The sequence below is a fragment of the Pontibacter burrus genome (assembly GCF_010686685.1).
Classification (GTDB): Bacteria; Bacteroidota; Bacteroidia; order Cytophagales; family Hymenobacteraceae; genus Pontibacter; species Pontibacter burrus.
The window spans coordinates 429,150-452,166 of the sequence record NZ_JAAGWD010000001.1 but is presented as its reverse complement, the minus strand read 5'-3'; the positions used below and the strand labels follow the sequence as shown (position 1 = coordinate 452,166).

Below are 23,017 nucleotides of genomic sequence, written 5' to 3'. Positions count from 1 at the left end.
AAAAAGAGCGGCATCTTTTCGGGTGCCGCTCTTTTTGTTTATTGCTATATCCTATAGTTAGTTATTACCTCGCAAGAATCTTAAATTCGGTTCTACGGTTTTCCTGGTGCAGCTCCTCAGGGCAGGTTACGCCATCGGCACATTGGTTTACCAACTGAGTTTCGCCGTAGCCTTTGGCTTCCAGCCGCTGTCTCTCAATTCCTCTCGAGATCAGGTAATCTACCGCTGATTTGGCCCTTAACTCCGACAACATTTCGTTGTAGCGGTGCGAATGACGGCTGTCGGTGTGCGAACTCAGCTCAATTCGGATATGCGGATTGTCCTTCAACGTCTCTACCAGTTTATCTAGCTCTAAAGCTGCTTGCTGTGTAATTTCTGCTTTGTCTAGCTCGTAGTAGATGTTCTCCAGTACGATCGGCCTGTTTGGTGTGTCGCGGTTAAACACCATCTCCACTTTTACCGAGTCTTCTGTCGTGCGGCAGTCCGGCGATACTCTTATAGTTTGCGTCAGGTAATTTGGCTTTGAGCCACGGATTGAATAAGTGGCACCGCCATATACTGGAAGAATAAATGTTCCGTCAGAGCTCGAGATAATTTCTATCGGGCGCTCGTTGCTGCCTACTTCGCTTATTACCAATCTTACATTACCTACAGGCACTTCACGTTTTTTACCCCGGTTCTGACTATCGGCTATGTATTCTATCGTTCTGCCAATTACCGTGCACGGAATCCTGTTTTCCTTGAACGTGAAAATATCATCCAGTCCGTCCTGCCCTAATCTGCCCGATGAGATAAGTCCTGTTTTGCCGGAAGGATCCATAGACAGACCAAAGTCGTCATGAGAAGTATTCATAGGGTATTTCAGGTTCTCTACTCCTGTCCAGTTCTTATGCGTGCCTTTGGCTATAAACAGATCCAGACCACCCATGCCCATGTGTCCGTCCGAAGAGAAGTAAAGTTCGCCATTTGGCCCCAGCGTCGGGAAGCTTTCACGACCTGACGTGTTGATCTTGTCGCCGGCGTTTACCGGTATGCCCCACTCGCCATTGGCCTGCCGCTCGCTGTAGTAAATATCTGTCTCGCCGAAGCCGCCCGGCATATCCGATACAAAATAAAGCACTTTACCATCTGTTGTAATGGCTGGATGCCCGATAGAGTATTGCTCTGTTTTGTTAAATTTAAATGGCTTAATTTTCTTCCATTTATCTTTTTTCTTAACAGCAGTATAAATTCCTAAACGGTTGATGTGGGTACCGCCCTCCGTTCCTTTAAACCAGCTGGTAGGATCGGGATTGTGCTGGGTATTTTGTCTTTTAACGGCATGTGTACGGGTAAAAAACAATGTATTGTCCTTTTCCAGAAACACAGCCGGCCCGTTGTGGTAAGCAGTGTTTATAGATGAGGGCAGTGGTACCGGGGTACCCCACGAGGTGTCTGTTTTAGCTGGGGCAAAATACATCTGGATATATCCCTGTCCGGTCCAGGCATACGTCTGGCGCTTATCTGGTCTTGTTCTATCAGAAGCAATGTAAACGCCGTCTTTGGTCCTGAACGGGCTGAATTCAGCCGCATCTGAGTTCAGGCTTCGGGAGGTTTTTATAGTATAAGGCCGCGGGTCACGCATCCACTTCATGGCTGTATCGCAGGAGGCCGCCAGTCGTTTAGCCAGTGCTGCCTGTGCGGGCACTTTCTCGCTGTACATCAGAAACAGTTGCTTAGCCTTGCTATAGTTGCCGTTCCGTTTTGCCGATTCAGCATATAAAAAGTAGTTGGCCGGGTCCGCGCCTGTAAAGTTGATGACCTGCGCATACCAGAATTCTGCTTCTTTCGAGTTATTCAGAATCCGATAGATGTCGGCAATACGCTGTACAACGGGCAGGGTTGGCTCGCCCTGTTCCAGGCTGGCTTTGTACTCGTCCAGGGCCAGGCTAAATTCAAAGTTGCTAAAGTGCTTATCGGCTTTTTGCGTGTCCTGAGCAGTAGCTGTTAGCACCACAAAGTTCAGGGCAAGCATCCATAAGCAAATAGTTCGGGTGATATTATACATCATAGGTTACGCGGAGTAATGGTTCGTCCGAGTTGCTTCCGGAAGATTGAATAGCCCAAAGATACTTCATGCGACGAATAATCGCGCATTTTGGTAAGGCTAACATCATAGGAATACCCGATCCGGAATTTTTGAGTAGCATAAACCTGTGCCATCAGCGCCCAGGCATTACGCTTTTTTATCTCATCCATATTTACATCTGTAAAGATTGGTGCTGAGGTGCGGTAAGAACCACCCAGCCACAACCTGTTATAGATCACGAAGAAGGCATTAAAGTCCAGGTTTGCAGGCCCCCTGAAGTCATCCTTTAACAGAAAACTCGGTTTCAGGCGCAGGTATGGGCCTAAATCAAACATATATCCCGTCGAGAAAAAGTAGTGCCGGCGGGGAGTGGCAATAATTCTTTTATCATCCCTGAAGGGAATCAGGTTAGCAACTGAAAGCCCCGCATAATAACGCTCTGTGTTAAAGAAGATACCCAGCTTTGCATCCGGCAGTATTTCCGATTCGCGGGTCTCTGGTATCGCAATGTCAGGCACATCATCGCCCGGGTTTAGCTTGGTGCCATCCAGCGTGTATTGTGCCACACCGCTTCCCACGCCCAGCGAGAGCTGCGACTTACGGCTCAGGTAAATGCGTACCGCTATGTTGGCATAAACCCCGGTCTGCGACTGCGCACCTGCTGCGTCGTTCATCAGATGCACGCCCCAGCCCAGGCGGTTGTTCTTAGCCGGGCCATCCACACTCAACGTCTGAGTAGATGGAGCACCCTCCAGTCCTGTCCACTGCGACCGGTAGGTGGCATTGATGTTCATAATGTCCTTGCTGCCAGAATACGCAGGGTTAATGATCAACTCGTTAAATATGTACTGCGTATACTGTGGCGCCTGCTGCGCTGCAAGTCGCTGCACTGTTGTTAACCCCAGAAGTATCAGCAGTAAAAAGGGTAATTTTGTTTTCATAAATAGTGCGGTTTATCTGACAATCATCACGTAACCCTTCAGCGCTCTGTATGATCCATCGCAGAGCTTTACACGCCCTATATAATAATAGGTGCCTTCTGATAAATTATCGCCTGTCCAGTTATTCTTGTAAGATTTGGCTTTAAACACTTCTGCTCCCCAACGGTTCAGTACAGTGATTTCATTGTCCGTAAACCGCTCGAAACTGCTTATCACCCAGGTATCGTGGTTGCCATCGCCATTTGGTGAGAACACGTTTGGCACTACTATTTCTGTATCCTGCAACGACTTGTCTGTTCTCATAGCTGCTGGCTCTGTACCGCAAACGCCGTTATCAGCTGCTACACTTATAATACCATCGTATTTGTCGGCCTGTACCATAATAATGTTCGTGCCCTCACCTGCAACTATAGACCAGCCTTCCGGCAATCTCCAGGTATAAGATGTGGCTCCCGGTACCGGATCTACCATGTATTTCAGGCCTTCGCAAGGGTTGCTCAGGTCTTTTATTTCACCCATTGAAGCAAGCTCCATCACGCGCACCTCTTTTAAAGTTCCATTGCTGGCGCCACATCCGTTATTAGCCTTCACTTCAATTTTGCCACCTACCGGGCCAACTGTAACCGTAATCTGGTTAGTGCCCTGTCCGGAGGAGATTCTCCAGGTTGGCGGTACCTCCCAGGAGTAAGAAGATGCATCTTCCACCTCAGTCACTTTGTACACTACATCACGGCCCACGCAAGCTTCGGCAGGCCCTATAATGGAAGCAGGACTAAATGGTTGGGTTGCTACCGGTTTCACAGCAAGTTCGCTGAACTCGCTCTGGGTACAGGCATTTACAGCTCTTACTTTAATAGTTCCCGGCGTACTGGTTACACTTACCAATATGGTATTCGATCCCTGACCTGCTACAAGCTTCCAGCCCAGTGGCACCTCCCACTCGTAACCGGTTGCGCCCGGTACCGGTGCTATGGCATACTGTGTAGTTGGCAGGCTGCTGCAGGCATCCATAGAACCAAGAATCTGCCCTGGCTTGGCTACCTGTGTTGGCATTGTTACTGTTAGAGTGCTGAAGTTACCCAGGCCGCAGGCATTGCCCGCCGCTACTTTTATCTCGCCGCTGTTAGTGCCTGCGTTTACTACAATGCTGTTGGTACCATGTCCGCTTACTATTGTCCAGCCGGTTGGTACGGTCCAGCTATAGTTGGTGGCACCTGCTACTGGCGTTACACTATAAGTAAGACCGTTGGTAGTACTACAGATGGCGCTGGTTCCTGTTATAGTACCGGCAGCCGGTGCACTGGTGGTAACACTTATCGTTTTGGTTGAGGCGCTGCTACTGTTACCGCACGCATTGGTAGCGCTTACCTTTATTTCTCCCTGTGTTGTTCCAGCAGTAACAGTTATTTCGGTTGTTCCCTGACCGGCGGTTATGCTCCAGCCTTGCGGCACTTCCCATGCATAACCTGTAGCACCTGTTACTGGCGCAATGCTATATTTCTGCACACTGCCGGAGCAGGCGCTGGCACTGCCGGTTATAGTTCCCGGAACAGCAGGGACCGTCGTTGTTATCTCTATTTCTCTTGATACAGTTGCCTGGCCGCAGTCGTTTGAAGCGGTTAGCTTTATAGTTCCTTTCGCTGTGCCCGATTTTACTGTAACTTCTATTGTTCCCTGTCCTGAAACTATAGTCCAGCCGGCTGGTACTTCCCAGGTATACTTACTGACATTTGAGCCAGCCGGTACCGAGAACTTCGCTGTTCCTCCCACACAGACTGCCGCATTGCCTGTTATGCCGTTTATGCCCGTAATTGCCCCTGTAATAGGTTTAACATCCAGAGTTGTTGCCGGCCCGGTGCCACAACCATTTCCGGCGGCTACACCTATAGTTCCGGCTGTTGTGCCTGCTTTCACAACAAGGGTATTGCCATTTTGAGACACTATAGTCCAGCCTGTTGGTACTGTCCAGGTATAGCTTGTAGCTCCTGCTACAACAGGCACCGTGTAAGTCTGGTCTTTGCCTGAGCAGGCTGCTGTTGTGCCGGTTATAGTTCCAGGCTTAGCTGGTATAGATTGTGTAACTACAGTTGCTAATTGGGCCGCACTTGTATTACCGCAGGCATTTTTCGCAATCACAGAGATGGTGGTTCCGGTTGATCCTGCAGTTACTGTAATGGTAGTAGTTCCCTGTCCGGAGGTGATAGTCCAGCCTGGGGCGCTCCACTCGTAGCTGGTCGCGCCGGCCACAGGCGCAATGCTGTAGCTGATGCTCTGTTCGCCTCCGCACACTGTGCCGGCTCCTGTGATGGCCCCTGGCGTGGCCGGCGCTTCGGTCGATACCTTCACGGCTTTGCTCTGAGCCGGGCTGGTGCCGCAGTCGTTGGTTGCCGTTACTGAAACCGTGCCGCCTGTTGTGCCCGCTGTTACTTTTATCGTGGCTGTGCCTTGTCCGGACGTGATGGTCCAGCCTGCCGGTACACTCCAGTTATAAGCTGTGATGCCCGCCACCGGCGTTACGCTATAGGTTAAGCTGCCCTGGCCTTTACAGATCTCATCCGGGCCCGTGATCGCAGCTGGCGCAGCAGGCAGGTTAATTTGCGGCTGCACGGTCAGGGTTCTGGCCGGGCCATCGCCGCAGCTGCCTTTGGCTTTTACCGAAATGGTACCGGAACCCGAGCCTACCTTAACTGTGATGGATGTACTGTTCTGGCCTGATACGATCGTCCAGCCAGCCGGCACGCTCCAACTATAGCCGATGGCACCCGCTACCGGATCGATGGTGTAAGTAGCTGTTTGGGTAGAGCAGCCATAAGGCGTGCCTTTGATCGCTGCAGGAGCAGAAGGAACCACATCCGTGATCTGAACCTGTTTTGTTGAACTGCTTGCATTGCCGCAGGCATTCTTTGCTATCACCGTTATAGTTGTGTTGGCAGTTCCTGCATTTACTGTGATACTGGTTGTTCCCTGGCCGGAAACTATAGTCCAGCCTGGTGCACTCCACTCATAGGCTGTAGCACCTGCAACTGGCGCGATGCTATAAGTTACTCCCTGCAAGCCGGAACAAACCGTTGCAATACCTGAAATGGCACCCGGGTTGGCAGGCGCTTCTGTCGAAACTTTTACTGGCAGAATCTGTGCAGTACTTGTTCCGCAGTCGCTGGCTGCAGTAACCGTTACGTTCCCATTACCCGTTCCGGCTGTTACCGTTATAGTTGCCGTGCCTTGTCCTGCTGTTATTGTCCATCCCTGTGGTACCGTCCAAGTATAGGTTTTTACGCCTGCAACCGGTGTTACACTATAGGTAATTCCAGCCTGTGACTTACACACATCGGCAGGGCCGTTTATAGTTGCCGGAGGATTCGGAATGCTTACCTGTGGTTGTACTGCTAAGGTCTGGGCTGGTCCGTCGGCACATGCTCCTTTTGCTTTAACAGAGATCGTACCTGAACCCGAACCTACTTTTACTGTTATCTGCGTCGTATTCTGCCCGCTCAAAATTGTAAAGCCGGCCGGCACAGTCCAGGTATAGCCTGTTGCCCCGGAAACCGGATCTATAGTATAAGTGGCAGTGTGCGTAGCGCAACCGTAAGGTGTACCCTTTATAGCAGTTGGTGCAGGGGGCGGTGTGTTGGTTATCACTACCTGCTTGGTGTTGCTGCTTCCGAGACCACAGGCATTTTTAGCTGTTACCGTTATAGTTGTACCTGAAGTTCCTGGTTTAACAGTAATGCTTGTAGATCCTTGTCCGGAAATGATGGTCCAGCCCGGCGCGCTCCACTCGTAGCTGGTCGCGCCGGCTACCGGGGCAATGCTGTAACTGATGCTCTGCTCGCCTCCGCACACCGTGCCGGCACCCGTAATGGCCCCTGGCGTAGCTGGCGCTTCGGTCGATACCTTCACTACTTTGCTCTGAGCCGGGCTGGTGCCGCAGTCGTTGGTAGCCGTTACTGAAACGATGCCGCCTGTTGTGCCCGCTGTTACTTTTATCGTAGCTGTGCCTTGTCCGGACGTGATGGTCCAGCCAGCTGGTACACTCCAGTTATAAGCAATGATGCCTGCCACCGGCGTCACGCTATAGGTTAAGCTGCCCTGGCCCTGGCAAATGTCATCCGGACCGGTGATGGCAGCTGGCGCAGCAGGCAGGTTAATTTGCGGCTGTACGGTCAGGGTTCGGGCCAGACCATCGCCGCAGCTGCCTTTGGCTTTTACCGAAATGGTACCGGAACCTGAGCCTACTCTTACCGTGATAGAAGTGCTGTTCTGGCCTGAGACAATTGTCCAGCCAGCCGGCACACTCCAACTATAGCCGATGGCACCCGCTACCGGATCGATGGTGTATGTTGCTGTTTGGGTAGAGCAGCCATACGGCGTGCCCTTAATCGCTGCCGGTGCAGAAGGAACCACATCCGTGATCAGGACATCTTTAGAGCTGCTGCCATTGGAACCGCAATCGTTTAGTGCTACTACTATTATTTTACCACCCGCAGTACCTGCCGAAACGGTTATAGCAGTCGTGTTCTGGCCAGAAACTATAGTCCAGCCGGCTGGCACGCTCCAGGTGTAGCCTTTGGCATTTGGAACCGGGTCAATACTATATTCATTTCCTGCAGAGCTAACGCATACAGCATCTGCACCTTTTATAGTGCCTGGCGTTAGTGGTGGATTCTCGACCGGGGTAACTATTAATTTCTGAGCTGTACTTTCGCCGCAATCGTTTAGAGCTTTAACTGTAATCTCGCCGGCCTGTGCAGTTGGCTTAACAGTGATAGTAGTAGTACCTTGCCCGCTCAGGATTGTCCAGCCGGCTGGCACGGCCCAGGTATAGCTGCTGGCATTATTTACTTTAGCTATAGTATAAGTGGTTGATGCGACTGTAGAACACACAGATGCCGGGCCGCTGATTGCGCCCGGTGTGTCAGGAACTTTAAGGACAGGCGTTACATCCAGTACACTTGGCTCGCCCGGGCCGCACAGGTTATATGCCGAAACGCTCAGGCGCTTGGTTCCAGCATCGCCATCAGTGGTTACCACTATAGACGTTCCGTTGTCGCTGACCATCGTCCAGCCAACGGGCAATGTCCATTTGTAACCAACTGCACCCGGCACAGGAGCTATACTATAGGTAGTGGCTTTGTTGGAGCAGAGCTCCAGCGTACCGGAGATGGGACCTGGTTTTGGTGGCACATCCTTTACCACCTCTACTGTAAGTCTGCTTGGCGCGCTGGCACCGCAAATATTGTTTACTGTAACCGAAATGGTACCCGAAGTATTCCCAACCCGTACGGTTATTTCGGATGAGTTTCTGCTGCCCGCAGTTATAACCCAATCAGATGGAACCGACCAGGTATAGGTAGCACCCGCAATCTGCTTGATTTTATACGTATTGGTACTGCCGGCACAAATTGCCGTCGGGCCTTGTATCTCGCCTGCATCCGATAGCACCACGCACAGGTCTGCATCCGATTTGTTGTTAGTCAGGTTTTCGTCTACTGTAGAGCCCGCCACGGTAGCAGTATTCACGATATAGCCGGCCATAGTAGCACGGGCCTTAATTTTCAGCACCTGCACTTCACCCACTTTCAGCTCATCCAGCACCCAAATACCAAAGGTAGGATCGTAAGAGCTGCCCGCTTTTGTGGTATTGGCAGACATAAAGCTCAGGCCGGCTGGCAACACATCGCGCACCATTACAATCTCATCATCCACAGGCCCCAGGTTTCGGATCTCGATCCTGAAAGTTACCGTATCGCCTACCGCATATTTTTTGGGCTCTGTTGTATTTGATTCTTTTGTTTTCTGGATGCTCAGGTCTGTTGGCTGCGATACAATGTTATTGTTCATCTGCACGCTACCTTTCAGGCTCATCACCCGGCCAAGTATAGCAGCATCATCCCCAAGCGTGATGTTTTTATCCGAAACTATATTGCCTTTTATGTAAGCCCCAACGCCTACCTGCACATTTCCAGCTACCACCCACAATACATTGTTAACGGTGGTGCCATTGATCAGGGCTACCGTAACATTCTGATCTACTTTCAGATCGCCGGTAACCTGGAAAACAAAAACTGCATTGGGATTAAAATTGCCGTTCAGGAAAAGCGGGCCGCTTATAGTTGCATTTCCGTTTATGCGGTACACGCCAGGGTTCAGTGCTTCGTCTGACAGGGTATTGGGAAGTGTTCTGGTAAAGCTTTTCTGGAAGTTGGTCTGGTAAATGGTGGCAAGGCTGCTTAGCGCACCCAGGGAAGTGGCGTTGTTTATATGCGTTTTGCCTTTGATGCTGCCTGCCGTAAAACCTGATATAACTGCACCGGTACCTACTCCTACATTACCCTGTACAATAGTGCTTCCGTTATTGGTTACCTTTTCGTCGGCTAATACGTTAAATGCAGAAGCAGCGCCCAGGTCCAGGCCCTGCGCCAATGTATTGGCCACAATGCTGAAGAAAGCAACTGTAAACAGTAATGCCTTCCTGACAACTCTTCCCATTTGGCTAAAAGTATAGGTTCTGCTATAACCCGATTAAGTTTGTTGTAAGATTGTATTTTAACAGCACCTGATAATTGTTACTTGCTGGTAAAAGGTATATTCTAACGTGAATCTGCTTCGCAGCAGGTAACAGGTTTATTCCTCAGGCACTTATTCACAGAAAGTTACATTCATTTTTTTAATATAGTTCTCTGGAGTGTAATTATATTAAATAAATGCAAATTTAAAATTCTATCGCCCTACAGTATCCTTACCTACAGCACACATAGATGTATACTAATATAAGAAAATTATAAATAGCTTCTTCTATCGCAATAAAGAATATTATTAAAATGTCAGTAGACTAAAATACTCTGTAAGAGCGGGTAATATAAAGACAGGAAGTAAACAAGTACATAGAATAATAAAAAAGTGCAGGCAAGGCTGCACTTCTGTAACAATTTCAATTTGTAATATAATTATATTCTACCATATCCATTGTGGGCAGAGTATACGCCGGTCGTTCAATAGCTTTATACCCACTACAACTTCATGCGTTCCGGCACTCACTTTGTTCAGGTTTGAGGTGGTAGCATCGTAAGAGTAAGAAATATCCAGCACTGGACTTACGTAGATACCAACCATACCTACCAGGGCATCATTGTGCCGATAAGCTGCACCAACCCAGAAGCGTTCATCGTAAATAGTTCTCAAACTCACATCAACCGAAGCCGGACTTGGGCTTGCCAGCTTCCACATCACAGACGGGATCACATCCAGTGTGCTGGTAGGCTCGAAGCGGTAACTGGCTGTAGCAAAATAATGCCGCTGCAGGTTCATAGCAGCTTTCTCTTCTTCGGCAGCACTAAAACTGCCTGCATCTTCCAGCAGTTGCGCACCAGCTATACCCACCGAAAAATTTCGGGAATAGAGCCAGAGCCCCAGGTTCAGGTCAACTATACTGTTATTAATTGTGCCACCGCCGATTAGCGGGTCGTTTCCGTTACCCAGTTCCAGATCGTTGGTGTTGATGGAATTACGGATAATGCCTACAGAAGCCCCACCTGAGACATTAATAGAATTGGTTAGCGGCAAATGATACGCATACGAAAAGGAAACTCCTGTACGGCGTAAAGGACCCGTTTTATCAGTATGGAAAACAGCGCCTATACCATGATGCGCCAGCGCCCGGTGATATTGCGTACTGCCTGCACCTTTATTGAGCGGCGTATGAGCTGTTAGATAATAGGTAACCGGTGCACCATCCAGACCGACCCACTGCCGACGGTTGCTCACGCGTATATCCGCATAGTCTTCGATACCGGTAATGGCAGGGTTTAGTATATAGTTGTTGAGCATATACTGGCTATACTGCGGGCGCTGCTGTGCAACTATAGTTGTCGCACACAACAGCAGCAGAAAAAAGGGCAGATATAGGTATCGCTTTTTCATAATTAACGGATGATGGTAACATTGCCTGAAATCGGCTTCTCAGACTTATTCAGGAAAATCATGTAATAGTAGGTGGCTACCGGCAGGTCTTCGCCGTTCAGGGTGCCATCCCACGGCTTGCCGTATCCATTGGAGGTAAACACGATATTGCCCCATCGGTTATATACCTCCACACGCACATCCGGGTAATTCTCAATGTTTTCTATCTCCCAGACCTCGTTCACATTGTCGCGGTTTGGGGTAAAGGCATTGGGCACTTTTATAGCCGGAATAACTGTAATCGTCACTTCATCGGTAGCTGTACAGCCTTCTTCGGTAGTTACAGTTACACGGTAGGTCGTGGTTTCGTTGGGGCGTGCGACCGGATTGGCTACGTTCGGGTTGCTTAAGCTCTCGGCAGGTTCCCACACATAGGTATCACCGCCGGTGGCGCGCAGCTCAATTGTATTCCCCTGTATTATGGTTGCATCTTCGCCGGCATCGGCTACCGGGTCAACTATAGTTACATTAACAGAAGTACGGGTACTACTGGAGCAGCCATTGGCATTTACGGCCTCCACATAATAGGTTACCGGGCCTGTCAGATTAGGTGTGCGGAACTCAGCTCCTTCAAAAATTGGCTCACCACCGGTAGCATCTGTAAACCATTGGTAAATGCCCCCATTGGCATTCTGCACCCGTAAAGTTGCCGAACCGCCAGGGCAGGTTGTAGCATCGCGCACGGTAAGTATAGGCGGTGCCGGTCTTGGGTTTACCGTAATCAGTACAGGCTCTGAAATGGCTTTACAGCCCTGGGAATCTACTATTCTGCGGAACCAAGTGTTTTGCGTTAGCGCCTGCGGTGTATAGTTCTGACCTGTGTTAGTACCTGCCGCTGAGCCAAAGCCGGCATCCGGCCCTGTAATGCTACTTTGCCACAGGTAGGTGTACGTTCCATTACCGCCAATTGGGGTTGTACCAGTAAGGGCAGCCGGCACATCGCCGGAACATATTGTTTGTGGCGAGCTGATACTATTGTTGGCTACGCCCTGGTTAACTGTAATCAGGATGGCTTCGCTTACATCGGCTTCGCAGCCCTGCGAGGTAACCGTACGGCGGAACCAGGTATTTACGCGTAGATTGCCTGGTGTGTAGCTCTGTCCGTTGTTAGTGCCTGCAGCCGGGCCAAAACCAGCAGTAGGTCCGGTAATGCTACTTTCCCATAAGTAGGTGTAAGGACCCGAGCCCCCCGTTGGAGCAGAACCGGTGAGCGGAGCAGGAGTAGTACCCGCGCAAACAGTCTGAGCTGCTGAAATGGTGTTATTGTCCAGTGCTGGCACAATGTCTATCATAACTGCTTCAGAGATAACCGTACAGCCAGCTGATGTAACTACCCTTCGGAACCAGGAAGGCTGCGTGAGCACGCCCGGACTATAGTTCTCTCCGGCGTTATTACCTGGCGCATCCACAAAACCTGTTGCCGGGCCTTCGGTGCTTACCTGCCATTTAAACGTATAGCCAGACCCATCACCACCAGTTACACGGGTGCCAACCAGTGGTTGCGGCACCTGTCCTTCGCAAATATCCTGCGCCTCTGAAATGGTGTTGTTCTGTATTTTTGGTACAGCGTTTACCAGTACCACATTACTTGTATCGGGGGTACAGCTGGCGGCACTTACTAATCGGCGGAACCAGGTTCGCTGCGTTAATGGCTGTGGTGTATAGTCTTCGTTATTGTTCACACCCGGCGCTGGCGCAAAGCCGGCATCAGGGCCCGATGTACTGCTGAGCCAGGTAAACACATAGCCACTGCCCGTGCCACCGCTAGGTGCATTTCCGGTAAGCGGGGCAGGCACATCGCCCTGGCATAAGCTCTGATCTCCCTGAATAATGTTATTCGCTAATGGCGGAACCACAGTTACTTTTACCGGCACGCGGGCACTCGGACAATCTTGCTCGCCTATACTTTCCACGAGGAACGTGGTGGTTTGGGTCAGACCTGTTACTGTAAAGTTAGGCCCTGTAAGCAGGAGCGTGCCCTGTTCGTCGTAAAAGTTATAGTTGCCACCGCCGCCAGTCGGCTCTATTGTGGCATCATCTCCATTACAAACGGTCAGGTCCTGCACTATAGGCGACTCCGGAATAGGAAGCACGGTTATCCGCTGCACAATGGGGGTAGTGCCTGTCAATTCTTCAGAAGAGCCGCATTCGTTCTCAACCACCAGCGACACTTCGTGCACCCCTATTTCTGTAAACTTTATAGTTTGGTTTTGCCCACTCAGCGTTCTGGGAGCGCCGGAAGGGCCTCTTATCGTCCAGGTGGCTTTTTGGATACGGCCGAGGTTAGGATCTACAAACACGTTACCTAAACCGGGCTGCGCTCCTATATTATATTTGTACTCGATTGGCCCGCAGGAAACCGTATCGCCGGGGAGCTGTACCTGCGGCCAGCCCACCACCACCGATTGCGAAGTGGTGTCGTCGTCGCAGCCGTTGGCAACTATAAGCTCAATCTGGTAAATGCCGCTTTCTGTAAATAACAGCGAGAGGGTATCCTGGTCGAAGCCTCCGTGCTCTACTGTAAAGCCAGTTTGGGGTTCTATAGTCCATTTATAGGTGAGACCGCTGCCTGTAGAACTATCGCCGAGGGAGACTATAATGGGTAAACAGGAGCTTGGCGTGGAGGCAGGTTGTTTGTTGAGCACAAAGTTCGCCTTGGGTTCTCTGCTAACAGTATAAACCGTATCAAACACAAACTCACATCCATTGCTGGCTCGTGCCCGGATCGAGATAGGAAAGTCCCCTTCCTCTGTATAAGGATCAGGGTTGCTGATCGGGAAATCGCTTCGTGTGTATAGTTGGTCAGGGCCGCCATCTCCCCAGTTTACAATGTACGTCCGGATATCGGACAAAAAGGGCTCTATAGTTTTGTTCTCGATGTAGGCAAATACCTTTATCTCATCATCTTCAACAGTATCAGGCAAACAGGTTATGAAACCTGATGTATCGGCAAAGGCTGCTTCTGGCATACGGGCCACACGAATTACCTGCGTTACTGTGTCTGACTGGCAACCTTCTTTGTTGGTGGCGATCACTTTAGCATCAAAATTCCGGAAACCAACACCTTTTTCTGTGTAAGTATGTTTCACCTCAGGCCCTCTGTCTGTAGCGCCATCCCCAAAAAACCATGTATAGAAAATATCAGGCTGCGGTGCGTTAATACTAAGTGTAAGTGCTGTTCCTGAACATTGGGTGCCGGCAGGATCAACAAAAAAGCTTGGGCTAGCAGGTCTCGGAGATACCGTTACATCAAACTGGCCGGATGTATTGGCCTGGCAGGCTGTACCAGTAACGCGCACTGTGTAAAAGCCATCGAGGTTAGTAGAGAAAGTAGCTGCCGTTGCTCCTGCTATCTCTATACCGTTACGGAACCACTGGAAAGAGGTGAGCTGAGCGGAGGATACTGCACGAAGTTGTATGGTTTCGCCCTGGCAGAGCGAAGGAGAGCGGTCTGACTCAATTGCAACCTGGCACGACGGCTGTGTTTGCGCAAATGTCACTTGCGACAGCACCAGGCATAGCACCAGCAAAGGCCAGGGAATAATCTTTGACAAAGGTAAGCGCATTAAGCCATTTTTAAAGGGTGAACTTCCAGTAAAGCCATTAAACTGAATGACTTGTATCTTCAGGTTATTAAAGCACCTAATCTGATCAGAGCACTGAGATACAGACTTCTTACACTATCAACGCTTGTTGCTTCCCAAAACTGCATTGGCTGCCTTTAACAGGCATATAGCAGCATTTACCTTCCTTGTTTCAGCAACAACAGGTAGAGGGCAGCTATTAGTACAATCTACATTTTAATTCGTCAGAACAGGGGTAAGCATAGTTCGCCTGACGGACTAAAGCATATAAACGCAAAAAGGCCCTGCAGGTTAGCTGCAGGGCCTCAGATAAGTATAAATTTATACCGTTATTTTGTTAACAGCACTTTACGCACTACACGTAGCTTTTTGGCCTGCACCTGCACCAGGTATAAGCCTGAAGGTAAGTGGCTCAGGTTTACTTCCAGCTCGCTTTGCAAGGCCGGTACCGAAGTGCGGTAAACTGCCTTACCCAACGTGTTGGTAACAACTATAGTTACCTGCTGTAAAGGCTCTTGTGTAGAGATACTGAACCTACCCGTAGTTGGGTTTGGAGCAACTATAACACCCATTGCCAGCTCATCTTCTATAGCCGTTGGCAGTAGCACGGCCTGGAACACATCCGAAGCTGCAGAATAACAATTGTTTGCACCTTGCACACGCACTGTATAGTTACCGGCTTCGGCTATAATTATCGTTTGGGTGGTAGCATCAGCTATCGTTACACCGTCTTTTGCCCATTCGTAAGCCTGGCCGGTTACACTTGCTGTTAGCTGGTTGCCGGTTTGGGTAATTACTGGTTTAGCCGGCACCTCATTCACAGCTATAGTTACTTTGGTTCTTGCGCTCACACACCCCGTAGCATTCACAGCTTCTACATAGTAAGCTGTATTGCTTGTTAGCGGATTTGTAGCAAAGGTTGCTCCTTCATGCACCGGGCTGGATCCTGCTTCACTGGTAAACCATCTATAGGTTACTGTAGATTCGGAGTTGCTAACCTGTACAGTTGCTGATTGACCAGAGCAGATAGTAACAGCAGAAACCACAGGCGCAGCAGGCGTTGCAGATACTGTAATCTTCACTGCATCACTGATATGCTTTTCGCTGCAACCGGAAGTTACAACTCTGCGGAAGTAAGCATCAGAGGTAAGGTTGCCCGGTGTATAGTTCTGACCATTGTTTGTACCAGGTGCAACTATAAAGTTGGTACCATCGGTGCTGATTTGCCACTCATAACTATAAGTGCCGTTGCCGCCTTTAGGCAGAGAGCCCGTTATAGTTTGCGCAAGCTGCCCGATGCAAATTACCTGTGCCTCGCTGATGATATTGTTGGTAACCGGTGCTTCTATCGTTACAGTATGCGTAGCTATTTCGCTCTCGCCACAGTTGTTAGCCACTTTCAGGCTTACTTCACCTGAGTTACCGGCTGTCGTTACAGTTATTTGCGCAGTGCCGGCACCAGCTACTATCGTCCAGTTGGTTGGTACAGACCAGATATAGTTCGTTACGCCTTCCTCAGCTGTAGCAGTATAGGTTACTGTTTCGTCAGCACAAGCAGCTTTTGGGCCGGCTATAGTTGCAACAGCCGGAGCTGCTCCGCTAATAGTTACGGTCGCTTTTGTACGGGCACTTGCAACGCCTTTTGTGTTTACAGCTTCCAAATAGTAAGAAGTAGTGGCTGTTAGCGCTGTTGTAGTGTAGGAGGCACCTGTATGCAGCAGGCTGCCATTTGTTTCGGCATCGTACCACTTGTAGGTTACACCTGAAGCAGGGTTAGTTACTTCTATAGTTGCAGTTGCGCCGGAGCAAACAGTAGCACCAGCTACTACCGGAGCAGCAACTGTCGCTGCTTCAACTATAATCGTTACTTCGTCGGTAAATGAGCAGCTTTCTTTGGTAGCCGTAACGGTGTACACATAAGTACCTGGCGTGATTAGCGTAAGGATTGGGCTAGCTATAGTTGCATCAGATAAACCAACAGCCGGAGACCAGCTATAAGTGTAACCTGTTTCCGCCGCAACGCCTATAGTTACAGTCTGGTCAGCAGAGATCGTTTTATCTTCGCCTGCATGGCCTTCCAGTTCAAACTCATCACAATCTGCCGGGGCCGAAGCTGCTGCATACAAAGCTACGTCATCTACGTTCCAAACTTCATTGCTACCGTTTGCCTTCACTATAAGTTTGGCTTTCACTAGGCTTGTTCCGTTTGGAATGGTTACGCGCAGAATAGACGGGGCTTTATCTGCCGGAAGGTCGCCTTTTTCTGTAAAGATTTTCTCGACTGACGTGCCGGCAGCAGTAGTTATAGTTGCCGTTCCATTCATGCCATAACGAATGTTGTTATCTGTAGCACTTCCAGATATTCTGATATCAGGTTTGGAAGAATAAGCTGCCCCATCAAGTGCAACATACACCTCTATATGGTCAGAGCTTTCTACACCATTTGTTGCGTTTGTAGAGATCGCAGAATTGTAAAGCTCAAAGTAGATATCCTGTCTGCCAGTGACATTCACTTCTGCAAACTCTATTTCCTTTGAAGTACTTGTATTGCCAACCTGGAAACTTTTACCTGTTCTCAGGCGCTGGCCACTCGGCACGCCTGTATTTACATCAGAGCTGCTGAAACCAGATGTTACAACCCAACCATCGTTTGCAGTTCCATTAAAGTCCTGGATTGCAATTACGGCACCATCGCCGGTTGGAGGTGTCGGGTTATTGGCTGCTGATGTGGTAACAGCTAATGACGGAACTGCAGTAGTTTCGTATTGGTTGCCGTTAGAGCAGCTCTCAAATACCTGCACAAAGTACAGGCTACCTGCCTGAAGGCCTGTAACTGTTACGCCGCTGCCTGTTCCGTTATAAATCAGTTTGCTGCCATCTGCTAAAGTTGCCGCCGAACTATAGTTTGCCGAAGCACCATTATACACTGTACCTGCCTGAGGTACAAAAGCAGGCGCTTCGTCTTTACGGATCACAACAATTCTGCCATCGCCGGAGCCGTCGGTCCAGTTCAGGGTAAAACCGTTTTGTGTAACATTTGTAGAGCTAAGTGCTGTAACAGGTGCAGGTACGCCCGTGCAGGCATAATCCGGAGTGGTTGCGCTTATAGTTGGTGCATTGGTTGTGTTGTATGCATTGTCTGATGAGCAAGCTTCGAACGCCTGCACATAGTAAGTAGTGTTAGCCTTAAGGCCGGTTATAGTTACGCTGTTGCCGCTGTTATGATAAACAATTCGCTGGCCATTGCCCTGGTCCGTTGCCGCGCTAAAGTCTGCGTTAACACCAGTATAGGTTCCTGCCGGTGTAAAGTTTACAGCACTGCCTTCGCGCACCACAATCAGTCTCCTGTCGCCGGAGCCGTTCGTCCAGTTTATAGTTAGCGATGAGGTTGATTTTTGAGAAACAGCTAGGTTGCTAAGCTGAGTGGCAGGTGAGCAGTTTACCGGAGCAAAACCCCAGGCTTTTGCCACCAGTTCAGGATAGTCGATATAGGGGTTACGGTTACCTTGCGCCACTTCCGTGCGACGGTTACGCTCACGTTCACGGTCATCAACAGGGTCCTGCAGGTGCCACTGGTACAGCGTGTTAATATCCGCTACTGCCGAAATCACATTTTTACCGGCATCAAAACGTTGCCCGGCGTGCATTGTATAAAAGTAGAAGACAGAACGGGCAAGGTTGCCTTTGTGATCTTCTCGAGGCTCGAACCTGCCTGGCGCATCCTCACTATACTCATCAATATTAGATGTTGGAATGCTGGACTGCGAGTTAAGACCACGCATCCACTTTGTTGTCTGGTTATCCGGGATCTCAGCAAACGGATCGCTGCCACGGTCGCTGTTCCACTGGGTTACGGTCGGGAAAAGGTGGTGGATATCCGAGCGCATTCGTACTGCTTCGTCAAACCACGACTGCGGCACAGTGTGCTCACAATTGATTACGCCTGCATCGGTAGATGTATTTGTCTCACTATATGGTTTGCTAACTTCATAGCCTGAATACACGCAGGTTACTTTGCTGTTATAGTTATCGACGTAGTTGTACATTTTGCCACGGGCGGTACTATAGTCCAGTACAACACGTTTGCCATCGTACCAGTTGGTACGGAGCCAGCTTTTGAGTTCTTCGCCGGAGAGGTTAGCGGGTGGGGCTGTTTGTGCAGCAAGCTGCAGCGCCGCCGACAGTAAAATACTGAGAGCGAGTAAAAATCTCTTCATGTAATGTAACTAAGGGTTGAAGCCACAAAGGTACTTTATAGCATAGGAAATATTACTTCATTTCAATATTAAGTAAAGGTTATCTTTCTGTAAGAAACAAAGCCGCAACTATAACCTATAGTTTAAGCTCATTTCATAAACCAAAAAAGCCTGACTCATTTCTAAGTCAGGCTTTTTATAGTTAGCGGGGTAGAGCATATCTTCTGTTAGTTTACCACTTCTGAAGTTGCAAACTCGTCCATTCTGGTAATAAGGTCATTTTCTACGGTGTATACCTGAACCCACTTTTGTTTCAGTTCTTTTCCTGAGCTTTTTACTCTCTGATGTTCCTGACCTAATACTACCACTTTGTTATTTTCAACTATAAACTGTTGAGGCTCAAAACTGAGGATCTCGGTATTATTGAGAATGCCACTGATAAACTTACGTGCACCGTCTTTGCCTTCGTAAGTACCTTTTGGAATAATTTGAGTACCGTGGTAAATCCAAACTGTATCGCTGGAGACGGTATCTACAAATTTCTCTATGTTACCTTCGCCGAAAGCGGCAAACATTTTCTCTACTACTGATCTTGCTGAGTTTTTCATTTTGATTTCTTTTTGATTGATACTGATGCAAACCTACGCCCCTTTAAGTTTACAAATGGTATGCGTTTCCCTTTTGAAACCAGTTCCCTTTAGGAAACTATAGGTTATTCTGTATCTTCGTAAAAAGCGTTAATAAGCAATCAGGAACATGAAGAAACAAGCCTCCCTTAATACTACAACAAGCTGCAGCTCCCGAATCACTGCTATAAAAGATACGATGGAAATACTGTCTGGTAAGTGGAAGTTTCACATTATCGGCACCTTGTTGCAAAGTGATAAAATGCGTTTCATGGATCTGATCCGGGAAGTTGATGGCATAGGTGCAAAGATGCTTTCAAAGGAACTGCAGGACCTGGAGATGAATCATTTGGTATCACGTACAGTACTAAACACCAAACCAATTACAGTAGAATATAAGATAACCGATTACGGTAAAACGCTTGAGCCGATTATTAATGAAATTGCGAATTGGGGCATGGAATACCGAAAGTTAATCTACAAAGCAGCAAACCAGGAAGATTGATCTCTTAGTTGCTTACAGTAAGTATGCCTGTCATTTTATCGCCAGAAGCTAATGAACTGTAGTTGGACGATAAGCCAAATTATAATTTGCTTACATTATTGTAGCCTTTTTAAAGCGGAAGAGGGATAGGTTTTCCAGGGTCGATGTTAGTTAACTTGCCACTGAGTAACGTGCCAGAATTTCTGAACTCGCTATAGGCTTTGCGCTTTCCTTAAACGGGAATTAGCTTACAAACATCACAGTTGCTACCTTTGAACTAAATCAGTTCTATATCCAGTGATACTTTTTCAGAATTCCTTAGTTAAACTTGACTACGATCCGGCAACTGATATTGGTGTGATTGAATATCCCGACCTGCACGATTACCTACTTCCTGAAATTAAACACAGCATTGACTTGCTGGTAGACGCTATCAGGAGTTATGACGTGAAGCGGCTGGTGCTGGATGGTACAAAGACAGTAGCAACGGTTGATATTGAGCAAGACAGGGCAATAGCAACCTACATGACAGCAGGTCTTATGCGAACGCGGATTCAAAGGTTGGCTCGTATACAGTCGCTTAATAATCTGGTTGATATAAGGGCGCAGAATAATGAAAAGTATGTTAGAGAAACACAGGTTCCTCCCTTCCCCATTCAAGCTTTCAAAAGCAGGGGAGAAGCTATTGATTGGTTATTAGAAAGAATATAATATCGTCTTCCCAGATTAAGCAAAAAGACATGCCATATATAGTAAAACAAACCGCTTTAACCTATTAACGGGCTAAAGCGGTTTGTTTTAAAGGCTTAGAAAAATTTCTTATAAAGTGCCTAATTGCCCTATCTTAAAGTTTTAAAGTAGAAAATTGCCGGATAATACTTCGCCCTACCAATAGCCATATAAAGAAGCCCTCAAATAAAGCTGACCTAACCATAATACTTGCGACAGTCTTAATTCGAAAGCAAACTTTCACTATGGATTTAGATAGCAGAAGAAAAAAAGTGATTCTACAGTAAAACTCGCGTGCTTAACTTTATTGCAACGTACTGCAGTTAGAAGAGGAATTCGGTTGCCTGTAAAACAAGAAGGGCTTGTAAATTTTCACCTACAAGCCCTTATCTTAATCTGAGGTAGCGGGAACAGGACTCGAACCTGTGACCTTTGGGTTATGAGCCCAACGAGCTACCAACTGCTCCATCCCGCACTGTTATTGTGTTACAAAAGTAGTACATCAAAACTTACTTTGCAAGTTCTTATACCAAAAAAGGGCAAAAAAAGTTAAAATTTACTGGTTATCCCAAAGTGGATTTTAGAGTATTTAAGCGAAAGTGGCTGTTGCTCAGAGCGTCCCACCGAATACACCAGCTGAAAAATTCCGGCGCCGGTACTAAAACTTATGCCGCCACCCACACCCGAAGGCCAGCCACTGGCTTTAGATTTCTCCAGTTCGCTGCGGTAATAGGCCTGATCGTAGAAAAGCAGCACGTAAGAGTCGGCGGCGGTAAACAGGCGGTATTCTATAGTTCCGATGGCGTAGGAGGACGCATAAAAGAAGTAATCATCGAAGCCACGAATGGAAGTAAGACCACCTAAGCGGTACATGTCGTTCAGGAAGAGTTGATCGTTCAGAAGTGCTTCGCCCTGCAGCCTGGCCAGTAACGCGCTGTTTTTACTTACCCTGAAGAAGTTTTCGGCACGCAGACTTATACTTAGCTGCGTGCTGCGCATGTCCAGGGTATCGTAAAAGCTTTTCTCGAGGTCGGGGTTGCGCAGCAGGGTTTTGGTGCCTGCAGCAAGGTCCAGCTCTACTAAACGCCCGCGTCTCGGGAAGTAAAAGTCGTCCAGATTGTTCCAGATGTAGTTGAAACCGTAGGTGGTGGTGCGGGCATCGGCTAAATCTAAGTTGCGCAGGCTTTGTGGGTTGGCAGCGCCCAGAATGCGGGAATTACGCCACTCGCCATACACACTAAATTTACCATACTTTAAGGTATAGTAGCCCAGCTGTAATCGTGGTTGTATCGTTATGAAGGACGAATCCTGTTTGAGTAAACTAAAACGTGTGCCTAGCTCGAACGGTGTACCAAACAGATTAGGGTGCAGGTATTCGCCATTTAGGATAACAGAGCCTTTGTTTACGCGCCGCCATTGCAGGCCCAGGCTTTTGCCAGTGCCCCGGATATTACGAATATTCAGGTTAGCTTCGCCGGTAATCAGCAGTTTATCCTGACGAGTGGGGTCGGGCAAGAAACCGACGATACCATCTACCTGGTTGGCTTGCCGGTCTTCTAAAAAGTAAATAGCACGTGCTTTGTCGCGGGCAAAGCGCACCTGTGGCGGCCTGGTTATGCGAATGTAAGGCAAGGCGGTTAGCATACGCTGGGTAGCTTCTATCTGCTCCTGGTTGTAAGGCTGGCCTGGATGAAGCTGTAGGTAACGCATCAGGAACCTAGGCTTTGTTTTGCTGCTGCCCATTACCTGTACCGAGTCGTAGGTAACTATAAAAGCTTTTTCTACCATTAGGGCAGCGTCGATTTTGCCGTTTTCTATAGTTACTGTATCCAGCCACACGCTAGCAAAAGGGTAGCCGTTGCGTTCAGCATAATCCAGTATCCGTTGCTGTAGTTTTACATACTCGGCAGGTTTAAAAGGCACATCGCGGTAAAATTTCTCCCGGAAACCAGATTCGATCAGAATACCTTCGCTCAGGTTGCCGTTACGCAGGCGGGCGTACTCAAAGCGGTCGCCGACATGAAGTTTCACGTGAAGCGTATCATTGCGCAGGTACAAACTGTCGGCAGAGGTGAGCAGGTAAGCATCCTGCTGCATCTGGTACACCAACGCTTTTACTTCTTTTGCTGCTGTTACTGAATCGGGGTGGGTGGTTTGGTAACTATAGCCTCGCAAACGGGGGGCTTCCTGCGGTGTGGTGTGGAGCTTTAGTATAACCTTAGGCTGCGGTGTAATGGGTTGCGTCTGGGCCTGCGCAAACGGCAGCCACAAAAGCAAACACCAAACTACGGCAGCTATTTTATACATTTGTGTTATTACTAGTTGAATTGTTTGATGGCTAAATTGTTAAACTATAGGTGGTCATCAAAATTGGTCATACTAAAGGGAGCTATAGTTTAAGAACAAAGGTAATGGGTTCAACTATACTTT

Annotated in this window: 10 protein-coding genes and 1 tRNA gene; 2 read left to right on the top strand and 9 right to left on the bottom strand. The window is 48.5% G+C overall.

Annotated features, from left to right (window positions below; translation table 11 throughout):
- Positions 1-64 precede the first annotated feature (64 nt).
- The 7 genes from GXP69_RS02100 to GXP69_RS02070 all read right to left on the bottom strand — a co-directional run bounded on the left by GXP69_RS02100 (position 65) and on the right by GXP69_RS02070 (position 19,356).
- On the bottom strand, positions 65-2,050 hold the full coding sequence (locus GXP69_RS02100; RefSeq protein WP_235925528.1) for an OmpA family protein: 1,986 nt from the start codon (positions 2,048-2,050) through the stop codon (positions 65-67).
- Entirely contained in the window at positions 2,047-3,009 is a 963-nt protein-coding gene (locus GXP69_RS02095; protein WP_163911751.1) for a PorP/SprF family type IX secretion system membrane protein, read from the bottom strand. The genes GXP69_RS02100 and GXP69_RS02095 overlap by 4 nt, the downstream gene beginning before the upstream one ends.
- A 12-nt stretch (positions 3,010-3,021) precedes the next feature.
- Positions 3,022-9,498 (bottom strand): ice-binding family protein, encoded by a 6,477-nt coding sequence (locus GXP69_RS02090; protein WP_163911748.1) that lies wholly within the window; start codon positions 9,496-9,498, stop codon positions 3,022-3,024.
- 465 nt (positions 9,499-9,963) lie between these two features.
- Positions 9,964-10,929, bottom strand: a complete 966-nt coding sequence (locus GXP69_RS02085; RefSeq protein ID WP_163911747.1) for a PorP/SprF family type IX secretion system membrane protein — start codon at positions 10,927-10,929, stop codon at positions 9,964-9,966.
- Between the two features lie 2 nt (positions 10,930-10,931).
- Positions 10,932-14,522, bottom strand: coding sequence for an Ig-like domain-containing protein (locus GXP69_RS02080; protein ID WP_235925527.1), 3,591 nt, complete (start codon positions 14,520-14,522; stop codon positions 10,932-10,934).
- Between the two features lie 359 nt (positions 14,523-14,881).
- The gene (locus tag GXP69_RS02075; RefSeq protein ID WP_163911741.1) at positions 14,882-18,769 is read right to left on the bottom strand and encodes an Ig-like domain-containing protein; all 3,888 of its coding nucleotides are present in this window, start codon (positions 18,767-18,769) and stop codon (positions 14,882-14,884) included.
- Between the two features lie 206 nt (positions 18,770-18,975).
- The gene (locus GXP69_RS02070) at positions 18,976-19,356 is read right to left on the bottom strand and encodes a nuclear transport factor 2 family protein (RefSeq protein WP_163911740.1); all 381 of its coding nucleotides are present in this window, start codon (positions 19,354-19,356) and stop codon (positions 18,976-18,978) included.
- A 148-nt stretch (positions 19,357-19,504) separates the two neighbouring features.
- Here GXP69_RS02070 and GXP69_RS02065 point away from each other — a divergent pair, with 148 nt between their 5' ends.
- On the top strand, positions 19,505-19,879 hold the full coding sequence (locus GXP69_RS02065) for a winged helix-turn-helix transcriptional regulator (protein ID WP_163911737.1): 375 nt from the start codon (positions 19,505-19,507) through the stop codon (positions 19,877-19,879).
- 276 nt (positions 19,880-20,155) lie between these two features.
- Positions 20,156-20,569, top strand: a complete 414-nt coding sequence (locus GXP69_RS02060) for a hypothetical protein (protein WP_163911734.1) — start codon at positions 20,156-20,158, stop codon at positions 20,567-20,569.
- Between the two features lie 420 nt (positions 20,570-20,989).
- Here GXP69_RS02060 and GXP69_RS02055 read toward each other — a convergent pair.
- Together GXP69_RS02055 and GXP69_RS02050 are read right to left on the bottom strand one after the other, a co-directional pair.
- A tRNA-Met gene (locus tag GXP69_RS02055) sits at positions 20,990-21,062 on the bottom strand.
- A 74-nt stretch (positions 21,063-21,136) separates the two neighbouring features.
- Positions 21,137-22,894: a BamA/TamA family outer membrane protein gene (locus GXP69_RS02050; protein ID WP_163911731.1), complete on the bottom strand. Its 1,758-nt coding sequence runs from the start codon at positions 22,892-22,894 to the stop codon at positions 21,137-21,139.
- Between the last annotated feature and the right edge of the window lie 123 nt (positions 22,895-23,017).